Annotated in this window: 8 protein-coding genes; 4 read left to right on the top strand and 4 right to left on the bottom strand. The window is 51.5% G+C overall.

Features of this window, described 5'->3' with window-relative positions; translation table 11 throughout:
* The first annotated feature begins 265 nt into the window (after positions 1 to 265).
* Positions 266 to 745, top strand: coding sequence for a peroxiredoxin (locus EYZ66_RS01755; protein WP_009576869.1), 480 nt, complete (start codon positions 266 to 268; stop codon positions 743 to 745).
* Positions 746 to 780: 35 nt separating this feature from the next.
* Here EYZ66_RS01755 and EYZ66_RS01750 read toward each other — a convergent pair whose 3' ends face one another.
* A complete protein-coding gene (locus tag EYZ66_RS01750; RefSeq protein WP_040817347.1) occupies positions 781 to 2,154 on the bottom strand; it encodes an SLC13 family permease in 1,374 nt (457 codons plus the stop codon).
* Positions 2,151 to 3,194: a hypothetical protein gene (locus tag EYZ66_RS01745; protein ID WP_040817345.1), complete on the bottom strand. Its 1,044-nt coding sequence runs from the start codon at positions 3,192 to 3,194 to the stop codon at positions 2,151 to 2,153. Before EYZ66_RS01745 ends, EYZ66_RS01750 begins: the two co-directional genes overlap by 4 nt.
* 93 nt (positions 3,195 to 3,287) lie before the next feature.
* Between EYZ66_RS01745 and moaA the strand changes: the two genes are divergently transcribed.
* The 3 genes from moaA to EYZ66_RS01730 are packed head-to-tail and all read left to right on the top strand — an operon-like array spanning position 3,288 to position 6,631.
* The gene (gene moaA / locus EYZ66_RS01740) at positions 3,288 to 4,277 is read left to right on the top strand and encodes a GTP 3',8-cyclase MoaA (protein ID WP_009576866.1); all 990 of its coding nucleotides are present in this window, start codon (positions 3,288 to 3,290) and stop codon (positions 4,275 to 4,277) included.
* A 30-nt stretch (positions 4,278 to 4,307) separates the two neighbouring features.
* Entirely contained in the window at positions 4,308 to 5,255 is a 948-nt protein-coding gene (locus tag EYZ66_RS01735; protein WP_009576865.1) for an AAA family ATPase, read from the top strand.
* Positions 5,256 to 5,278: 23 nt separating this feature from the next.
* Positions 5,279 to 6,631, top strand: coding sequence for a VWA domain-containing protein (locus tag EYZ66_RS01730; protein ID WP_158027015.1), 1,353 nt, complete (start codon positions 5,279 to 5,281; stop codon positions 6,629 to 6,631).
* Positions 6,632 to 6,672: 41 nt separating this feature from the next.
* Here the strand turns inward: EYZ66_RS01730 and EYZ66_RS01725 are convergent, their stop codons facing one another.
* The gene (locus tag EYZ66_RS01725) at positions 6,673 to 7,800 is read right to left on the bottom strand and encodes a PilT/PilU family type 4a pilus ATPase (RefSeq protein ID WP_009576863.1); all 1,128 of its coding nucleotides are present in this window, start codon (positions 7,798 to 7,800) and stop codon (positions 6,673 to 6,675) included.
* Positions 7,797 to 10,907 carry an efflux RND transporter permease subunit gene (locus EYZ66_RS01720; RefSeq protein ID WP_160195569.1) on the bottom strand — a complete coding sequence of 1,037 codons (3,111 nt, stop codon included), beginning with the start codon at positions 10,905 to 10,907 and terminating at the stop codon, positions 7,797 to 7,799. Before EYZ66_RS01720 ends, EYZ66_RS01725 begins: the two co-directional genes overlap by 4 nt.

The following is a 10,907-nucleotide window of genomic DNA, read 5'->3' as shown; positions in this document are numbered from 1 at the left end:
ACGCCAGCAGCCAAAGAGCTGCCGGTTGCGTAGGCAACCTTAAGTGAACGCTTTTTCGCAAAGTTTAACTGCCCCAGTCTGTCGATACTCAACAATGAAGTCTAGTTACTTATTACAAGCAGGTAAAACTAAGTTGTGATCTAGCTCTCATAAAAACACGTAAGCTTGGAAAAAGTTGTCGAATCATGCACTCTAGGGCGGCAACAGAGAACGAAAATCATTTACAATCCCGCGGCAACTATCATTCACAATTGAGGAGTACTCTATGACCATTCAAGTAGGCGATTCGATCCCAGCATGCAAATTGAAAACCATGGGCGCGGAAGGCCCTGTGGACATCACAACTGCAGAAATCTTCGACGGCAAAAAAGTCGTCCTATTCGCGGTTCCTGGCGCATTCACGCCCGGTTGTAGCATGACCCATCTTCCAGGCTATGTCGTCAATGCCGACAAAATCAAGGCGGCAGGTGTTGACACCATCGTTTGTATGGCCGTTAACGATGCATTCGTAATGGGTGCATGGGGCAAAGCACAAAACGCTGACGAAATTTTAATGCTGGCCGATGGTAATGGCGAACTCACCAAAGCATTGGGCCTTGAACTGGATGGTTCCGGTTTTGGTTTAGGCACTCGTAGCCAGCGCTTCGCCATGATCGTTGAAGACGGCAAAGTCACTCAACTCAATGTTGAGCCAGGCCCAGGCGTCGATGTGAGCTCAGCAGAGACGATTATGCAGTCCCTATAAGTGACCACAGAGCGATGCGATGCATCGCTCTTTTTTTACGCCAAAGCAACAAAACACACCACACTGATCACCAATGCTGCCAACAGGTTGATCTTAAAACCCTCGGCCGCCATGTCCCGAATCGTTAAGCGACCACTACCGAAGACGACCGAATTCGGCGCCGTCGCCACAGGCAACATGAATGCGCAGCTCGCACTCATGGCAGCGGGAACCATGATCAACTCTGGAGCAATCCCAGCTGACAGAGCCGTAGCCGCTAAAATTGGCATCAGCAACGTCGTGCTTGCCGTGTTCGAGGTTGTTTCTGTTGTGAACGTGACAATTAAACAAATTGCCAGTATCAGAAAAAAGGTAGGCATGGCTGTTAATTCGACTAAGGACTGACCAATCGCGTCACTTAAGCCCGAGCTGACAAAGCCCTTGGCGAGGCATATACCGCCGGCAAACAATAACAAAACACCCCAAGGTATGGTTACCGCGCGTTCCCAAGACAGCAAACGTCCGCCCTTGCCATCACTAATCATCGCCATAACCACCACAGCCAGCAACGCAACCGACGCGTCATTGGCATTGGGCAGTGCAAGCCACTGACTCCACCCACCAAAGGGCTCACCGCGTGTAATCCATGCCAAGGCCGTCAAGCCAAAAACCCACAGCACTCGCTTTTCTGCGACCTCCCATGCGCCAACGCGTGGCAACTCGATATCAACCGCATCGGTAAAACGGCGAGATAATACCCAAGCCATCAAGGGAACTAAAATCACGACAACGGGTACACCCCAGGACATCCAGCGACTAAAAGAAACGCTCTCGCCCACTGTGTTTTCGTACACTTGCATGAACACTAGATTAGGTGGGGTGCCGATCGGAGTGCCCAAGCCACCAACGCTTGCACCATAGGCCAAGCCCAGTAATAAGGGTATGGCAAGTTTCTCGGGCTGCCTCGCCGCATCGATCACGGCCAGAGCTACCGGTAGAAGCATTAAGGTTGTCGCGGTATTCGATATCCACATGCTTAAAAGTGCCGCAGCCAACATAAACCCGAACACCAACCTCGGACCGCTGTGCGTTCCAACTACACGGATCATCCACAGAGCCATCCGACGATGCGCACCACTGTGCTCCAGAGATTTAGACAATAAAAAACCACCCAGCAATAGCAAAATCAGTGGCGAGCCATAAGCCTGTCCCACCTGTGCGGGAGTGAGCACATCAAACAAAGGCAGCACCGCTAAAGGCAGCAGCGACGTTACGGGAATGGGCACCGCTTCAGACACCCACCAAACGACACACAGACAAGCCAAGGCGGCAACCACTGCCATATCACTGTTATCTACGCTTGCAGACACAAGCGCAAATATGGCGACGCTCATCGCCGGCCCCCACCACAGACTACTGCCGAACTTCATTCATCAACCTCAACAATCGCAATTCGGGTGCCTTTAAATGACCCCATAACAAGCTTGCTACCGACTTGCTGGGCTACCGTTGCCGCACCGAATTCGCTGCCGTCATGAACAAAGATCTCCTTTACCTCGCCATTCCCTGGCTCGTATTCCAAAATCGCGAACGGAATCTGCAAATTGGTTTCAGGCGAGGCCTCCAGTGCTTGCACCATTTCCAGCTTACCGGCTCGATGCGAGGCAATACGAATTTTACCGTCTTGCCCCCAACTCAGATTGTCGCCGTTCAATACTGTCGCCGAGCCCAGCTCAGTGCCGTCAAGTGCAAAGGTTTTGACCAGCCCGTCGATATACATATTGACATGAAACTGGCTGCCATCTGACGCAGCGATAACGCCATTGGGATACCGCCCTTCGGTGTTAGGCACCCGCCTCCAGCCGGAGTTTTGCTCCCACTGGCGGACGTAACCTGTGTTAAACCCCACCAAGGCCTTGGCAATAGACCACAGCTCACTGCCAACAAAGGGGGTCGTGCTTAAAAACCCGCCTCCCGGTAGTGCCGCCACGTCGTTCAGACTCTCGCCGTCAGGCGCCAAAACACAGCCTCTCCATACCAGTGACTCGGGAGTTCCGAGCTCATCGGTCACGACCTGAAAAAATTCTACTGATTCACGCAAACCATGGTTCACAACTAATAGCTGCCACTGGCCATTCTCGCGCTCAGACAAATCTATGCCGTGAAAGGTCATCTGATCGGGATACACAGTGCAGTCATCACTGCCCCAATCCGCTGCGCCCTCGACTGACAGCGCTGGGTACAATTCTCTCGGCTCTTCAGTCACGCTATCAATTTTTAAGGCCATAAGGCGGCCGCCGAGAATCATTTCGCCGACCAGAAGCGATTGACTATCGCCGGCAAGCTCAATATCTTCAGGCGCTGTCAATCCACAGACGGAGGTCAAGGCAGATCCTTGTCCACAGTCATCGGCGGCGCGTAAAGTAAGACTGAGCAGCCCCAAACAAGTTGCTAGGAGTATTTTTATCATTGTCGTTTCCATCATGTTTCGCTTGGTCTATCCTGTCCAAAGCCATTTAATATGTAAAGGACTGTGCGTTTAAAAACGTGCCTACATGGGTTCATGCTGACTGATCAATTCCAACGCACTATTTCTTACCTGCGCTTGTCGGTGACCGATCGCTGCGACTTCCGCTGCGTGTATTGCATGGCTGAAGATATGACGTTTTTGCCTCGCAAAGAGATTCTAAGCCTGGAAGAACTGAGCGAGATAGGCGCAGCATTCGTCGAACTGGGTGGTAAAAAAATTCGCTTAACCGGCGGCGAACCGCTGATCCGCAAAGACTTTATCAAACTCGTTGAATCCTTGGGCGCTCTTGCGGGACTTGAGCAGCTCGCCATTACAACCAACGGCTCACAGTTGTCATCCTGTGCCGATAAGCTCGCGGCGGCTGGCGTCACGTCGCTTAACGTGAGTTTAGATAGCTTAGATGCTGCCAAGTTCAAAACCATTACTCGTACCGGAGACTTGACCAAAGTCTTGGCGGGTATTGAAGCGGCACAAGCAGCAGGCATTAAGAATATTCGCCTCAACTCAGTCATCTTACAAACCTACAATCTCGACGACGTTGCGGCGCTTATCGACTTTGCCATAGACAAGCGAATCGACATCGCTTTTATTGAAGAGATGCCGCTCGGCGAGATGCCTGAAGCCAATCGAGCAGAGCGTTGGTTATCCAACGAGACCTTAGTACAAGAGCTACGGTCACGGTATGACTTACAAGACGCTAGCACATCAAAGTCCGACTCAGGCCCCGCACGCTATCAGCACATCTCAGGCACGAACACTCGCATTGGGTTTATCTCGCCACACAGCCACAATTTTTGCTCGACCTGTAATCGTATTCGCGTCACAGTCGAAGGTCGCCTGCTACTCTGTTTGGGTAACGAGCACTCATTGGATTTAAGAGCTATACTCAGAGCAAAGGATTACACCCGAGAAACACTAAAGCACGCCATTGTTGACGCGCTGGCCTTTAAACCCGAGCGTCATCACTTTTACGATCCAGAGCACCCACAAATCCTCAGGTTTATGAATGCCACAGGCGGCTAATCGACCTAAAGAGCATGATAAGGATAAATAATGAGCAGTACCTTGAGCAGTATCGACTCAATCATCAGCGCTTTCGCCGAGCACGGATACATTTGCAGCGAAAAAATCGCAACAGCGGTGTTTTTGGCCAATGCCCTCGAGAAGCCCATTCTCATCGAGGGGCCGCCAGGCGTTGGAAAAACGGAACTTGCCAACACAATGGCCCTGATCACAGAACAAGAACTCATTCGCCTTCAGTGCTACGAAGGCTTAGATGAAGCAAAGGCCCTGTATGAATGGAAATACGGCAAGCAGCTGCTTTACACCCAAATTCTGAAAGAGAAACTCGGCGAATTGCTTGAGGGCACCCAAGGCCTCGATGGCGCTATGGACCGACTGCACAGCTTTAGCGATGTATTTTATTCTGAGCGTTTCATCGAGCCTCGCCCCCTGCTCAAGGCTTTAACCGCCTCCGATGGCGCGGTATTACTGATCGATGAAATCGACAAGGCTGATCAGGAGTTCGAATCTTTATTGCTCGAGGTATTAGGGCACTACCAGACCTCGATACCAGAATTAGGTACCATCAAAGCAGAGGTAGCCCCGCGCGTGTTTCTGACCAGTAACAATACTCGCGATTTATCGGATGCTCTAAAACGCCGCTGCTTGCATTTGTACATCCCCTATCCCGATGAGCGCTTAGAGCAAAAAATTATTGCCTCTCGTTTACCCGAGATTGATCCAGACTTAAATCGTCAGCTAGTCGGCTTTGTGCACGGCCTGCGATCCTTAGACCTTAAAAAAGCACCGGCGATTTCCGAGACCATTGACTGGGCACGCAGCCTAGTTTTACTCAAAGCGAATCAATTAGATCGCCAGCTTGTGCGTGACACACTGAATGTGCTGCTCAAATTCGAACACGACATCGAAGCCGCCACCGAGAAATTGGGAGACTTGCTAAAACCCAGTGTGAGCAGTACCTCTCGAGCCGTGAACTGATGCAGGCGGAGTTATTACAGTTCATGCATCTCGCACGCCAGCAAGGCGTGCGGATATCGCCCGCAGAGAGCATGGACGCCTTGCAGGCGGCACAAGCCGTAGGTCTCGATTCACCCAACTTATTGCGTGAGTCTATGGCCATGACGCTGGCAAAGACCATCGAAGAAGAGGCCATCTGCAAAGCCTGCTTTGATCAGTTTTTTCTGCAACAAACTAGCGATGGTCAAACGGAACACAACGCGTCTTCATCTGAGGATAAAACGACGCTTGATGATCAACAGCAGCTTGCCGAAGTACTCGCAAGCGACGAAAAAACACAAGAGCTCGTAGACCAAAGCGATTTTATCCAGGCCCTGTTGCAACAAGACCAAGCCGAAGTTGACGCACAAATGGCAGAAGCCTTGGGCACACTCCCTTTGAAACAACTATCGTTTTTTACGCAAAAGGGCTTGTTTACCCGACGTCTGCTTGATGCCTTGGGCGAAGCCCCCATTCGTCAAACACTGGCGGAACTGGCCGAGGACAACCCTGCAAAACACGCCTTAAAAGATGTGCAAGAAGCCATGCAGGCCCAAGCTAAACAGGCCATCGAGCGCGCCTTTGAACTAAACGCAGCCGGACAGCACGACCAGCTCATGGCAGAACTGTTGCGTAAAACTAAGTTAAGCGCGGTCGAGCGCCGCCACGCTGAGCGGCTGCAAGGGCTGATTCAAAAGCTCGCGCGCAAGCTCACCCAAAAGCATCGCAAACGTCCAAAAAAAACCCGACGCGGACAACTGCACATGATCAAAACGCTGCGGCGCGGCATCGCCAATGATGGGGTCATGTTTGACACTTTCTGGCGCCGCACCGAAAGGCGCAAACCACAAATCATGGCCGTGTGTGATGTCAGCGGTTCGGTCTCTGCCTACGCCAAATTCTTACTCATGCTGTTGTACTACCTGCAGGACGTGTTGCCCCGTACTCGCTCGTTCGCGTTTGCGCACGACCTGGGCGAAATCACGTCACTGTTCCAGCAACATCCTGTTGAAAAAGCCATTGAAATTGCCAACTGGCGCTACGGCGGCGCCACCGACTACGGATCGAGCTTGGATAAATTCTGGGACATCGCCGGCCAGGATATCACCAAACAAACCACAGTCATCATTCTAGGGGACGCCCGCAACAATTATGGGGACCATCGATTCGAGCGTTTGCTGGAAATTAGCGAGCGTTGTCGCCGCATTATTTGGCTAAACCCTGAAGGCAAAAACCAATGGGGTAGCGGAGACTCCGAAATGCTGCGCTACCAGCGAGTCTGCCACTTGGCGCACGAGTGCAATACGCTGGGGCAGTTAGAAACGATTGTCGACAACCTGATTACCCTAGTACGCTAAGGTGTTCTCTAGCGGTCCAGCATGCTAATGATAGCTCTCGTTTAAAAGTCTTCACCGTCGAGCGACAGACCCAAATCGTCTTCGTCTTCAAAATCACCACCGACCGTACTGCCAGCGAACTTGATTTTCAAACGAACGTTGTTGGCCGAGTCAGCATTACGTAAAGCCTCTTCTTCGCTAATAAGTCCCTCTTGATAGAGCTCAAAGCAGGCCTGGTCGAAAGTTTTCATGCCCAGATTTTCAGACTTTTCCATCACCTCTTTCAAACCGTCAAACTGGCCGCGCAAAATAATATCCGACACCAATGGCGTACCCAACAGGACCTCGATAGCCGCGACACGTTTGTTGTCGACGGTGGGTATTAAACGCTGAGACACAAACGCCTGAAGATTCTGGGATAAATCCATCATTAACTGAGGACGCCGCTCTTCTGGAAAGAAGTTAACAATACGGTCTAAGGCTTGGTTGGCGTTGTTCGCGTGCAAGGTCGATAAACACAAATGTCCAGTCTCCGCGAAAGCCAAGGCGTGTTCCATGGTTTCACGATCGCGGATCTCACCAATCAAAATCACATCAGGCGCCTGTCGCAATGTATTTTTTAGTGCGTTATGCCAGCTTCGAGTATCGACCCCCACTTCGCGCTGATTAACGATGCACTTCTTGTGGCGGTGTACATATTCAACAGGGTCTTCCACAGTCACGATGTGGCCGTTGGAATTGCTGTTGCGGTAATCAATCAAGGCAGCAAGGGACGTTGATTTGCCCGAGCCAGTGCCACCCACGAACAGCACGAGGCCCCGCTTGCGCATTATCACGTCGAGCATAATTTCCGGGAGTCGCAGATCTTGCCAGTTGGGAATTTCGGCGACAATGTTACGAGCGACGATACTCACTTCCGAGCGCTGAATGAAAATGTTCACGCGAAAACGGCCATAGCCCGCAATCGAGGTCGCTAAGTTCATTTCGAGCTCTCGCTCAAAGTCCGCTATTTGGGTATCGTCCATCAACTCGTAGGCAATTGCTCGAATCTCGCCGGGCTTTAGGACTTCGTTGGCAATAGGCTTTAACTTGCCCTGAAACTTGGCGCAAGGCGGCGCGCCTGTACTTAAGTACAGATCTGACCCTTTATCTCGAGCTAACGTTTTCAACCATTCCTGTATGCGACTCATACGCCCGCCTCGTCTCGCTTGTTCAATTCGGCCTCTAATTGTCTCGCTACGGCATTAGGAGAACCAGTATTCTGACACACTTTAGCATATACCATCGGGATAACGTACAGGGTGATAACTGTCGCGACGGAAACGCCGCACATAATGACCACACCGATCACTGTACGGGACTCGTGCCCCGGCCCATTCGACAAAATTAAGGGGATGGCTCCAATCACGGTGGTAAGCGCCGTCATAATAATCGGTCGTAACCGACGCGATGCTCCGCCGAGAACGGCCTCTTCAAAGGCAAGACCTTCGTCGCGTAGTTGGTTGATGAACTCTACCAACAAAATTCCGTTCTTGGTGGCTAAGCCCACCAGCATCACCATACCCACTTGCGAATAGATATTCAGGGTTTGGTCAAACAAGACCAACCCACCCAAACCACCAATCAGCGCCAGCGGCACCGTTAACAAAATCACCGCAGGGTGCAAAAACGATTCAAACTGGGCGGCCATAACGAGATACACAATCAGCAAAGCCAAGGAGAAGGTAAAAATTACGTCGTAACCCGCGGTCTGATAATCCAAAGATTCACCTTTGTAGGCTATGCTGGCATGGTCGGGCAGTTCGGTACGCACCGCGACGCGAATATCCTCTAAGGCCTCACCCAAGGTATAACCCTCGGCTAAATCAGCGGTGAGCGTAAAAGCTCGAACGCGATTGTGTCGATTTAAGCTGCCCGCATCAGCCTGCTCGGTAATTGATACAATATTCGACAAGGGCACCAGCTCGCCCGTACTCGTAGAACGGACATATAAGGCGTCAAGGTCAGCCAAGGTTTGACGATTAAAGCGTTCAGCCTCAAGCAATACATCATACTCTCGTCCACCCATCAGAAAGGTCGTCGCGCGACGCCCTCCCATCATAGTTTCCAAAGTACGCCCAATATCGCGAATATTAACGCCTAAATCGCCCGCCCGATCGCGATCGATACTCAACTTAAGTTGCGGCTTGGTAGGTTTGAGGTTGGTATTTACGTTTATTAGACGCGGATTCTCAGCCAACTTAGCGAGCAAGGCATCCTGCCAGTCAGCCAGCTCTTCGTAAGAATTACCACCTATCGCAATATCGACCGGTGATCCACTGCCACCCCCGAGTGAACGCGGACCACTGATCCAGACACTCGCCCCCGCCACATCAGCTACACGCGCACGCGCATCCGCCAATATTTCATCGGTATCACGACGGCCAGAGTCAAAAGGCGCCAACACCATCAGGGCAAAGCCATTGTTAAAGGACTCACCGGCACCCCACCCTGGCGCGCGCACGAGCAGTCGTTTAATGTCACCTTGATCAACCAAAGGCATGAGGCGTTGCTCGATTTGCTCTAGCACGTCTTTGGTGTATTCGAACGAGGCGCCTTCAGCAGCGTTCACGCGCATGAACAACATACCCCGATCTTGATTGGGCGCAAACTCTTGCTCAACACTTTGATACAGGGCCGCGACCCCAAAAAACGATACAACAATAATAGCCAACGCCCACAGAGGCTGGTGCAGTAAGGACTGTAGCGAGTTCCGATAGCCCGACTCCAAGCGGCCCGAAATGCGATCGACCCACTTGACCAAGGGCGACTCAGCCTCGGCCGTTTGTAACACTTTGCTGCCGATCACTGGCGCTAAGGTCAGCGCCACAAAACTAGAAAAGCCCACGGCAATCGCCATAGTCACGGCAAACTCGCTAAACAGGCGCCCGATATCACCCTCCAGGAAGGTGATGGGTACAAACACGGCAACCAAGACCAGGGTAGTGGCCACTACCGCAAAGCCCACTTGGCGTGCGCCCAAAAAACTGGCGACCAAAGGCGACTCACCCGAGGTCAAGCGCCGATGGATGTTTTCAAGCACCACAATACTGTCATCAACAACGAGTCCGATAGCCAATACCAAGGCCAAAAGCGTCAACAAATTGATGCTATAACCCAAGACCAACAAGGCCGAAAAAGACGCTATTAACGAAATAGGAACGGTCAGCGCGGGTATTAATAAACTGCGCCAGTCGCCCAAAAAAATGAAGATAACAAACACAACCAAGGCAGCAGCAACCAACAGGGTGAAATACACCTCTGAAATGGCTTCTTCCACGAAGACGCTGTCGTCATAGCTGGCAATCAGTGTTAAACCTTGGGGTAAATCTTGATTAACGCGTTCAATTTCAGCCTGCACTAACCGAGAAATAGACAAGGCATTCGCGGTACTTTGTTTAACGATTCCCAGACCCACCATAGGCTCGCCATTACCGCGGAAAAAACGACGATCCTCGGCACTACCTAGCTCAACGCGAGCAACATCTCCTAAGCGCACGAGATATCCATCGTCGGAGCGACGAATAACCAGAGCTCGAAAATCGTCTTCCGTTAAGTAACTCCGTTCGATGCGGAGAATAAAATCTTTAGACAGCGAATTGAGAGTACCGGCAGGCAACTCGATATTTTGTGTCCTGAGCGCATTTTCGACATCGCTGACGGTCAGCTGGCGGGCGACCAATTCCTGGGGATCTAACCAGATTCGCATCGCGTAAATTTTACCGCCCGATATGCGCACGCGTGCCACACCGTCTAAGACCGAGAAGCGGTCCTCTAAATAGCGACGCGCGTAATCGGTAAGCTCCAATTGCGTCATTTCAGGGCCTACAAGATGCACCCAAAACACCACGTCCTCGCCACTCTCTTCTTTTCGCACTTCAGGTGGTTCGGCTTCTTGTGGAATATTGTTCAATACGCTCGAAATGCGGTCTCTGACATCGTTGGCAGCGTTGTCGATATCTCGGCTTAACTGAAACTCTAAACGAATCGACGAACGCCCATCGAAGCTTGAGGATTCCATGACTTTAATGCCCTGCAAACCCGCCAAGCGGTCTTCAATGACCTCGGTAATACGGTTTTCCACAACCGCTGCCGACGCACCGGGGTAGTTCGTCGAGACACTGACAATTGGGGATTCGATATCTGGGTACTCACGCAGTGGCAATCGATCAAACGACAAGACCCCAAAAGCGACTAATAAGGCGCTGAGCACGAGGGCAAAAACGGGGCGCTTAACGGAAACATCTGACAGTAACAT

The organism is Aequoribacter fuscus, from assembly GCF_009910365.1.
Lineage (GTDB): Bacteria > Pseudomonadota > Gammaproteobacteria > Pseudomonadales > Halieaceae > Aequoribacter > Aequoribacter fuscus.
The sequence above is the reverse complement of the archived record's forward strand: the minus strand, read 5'-3'. Positions and strand labels throughout refer to the sequence as shown.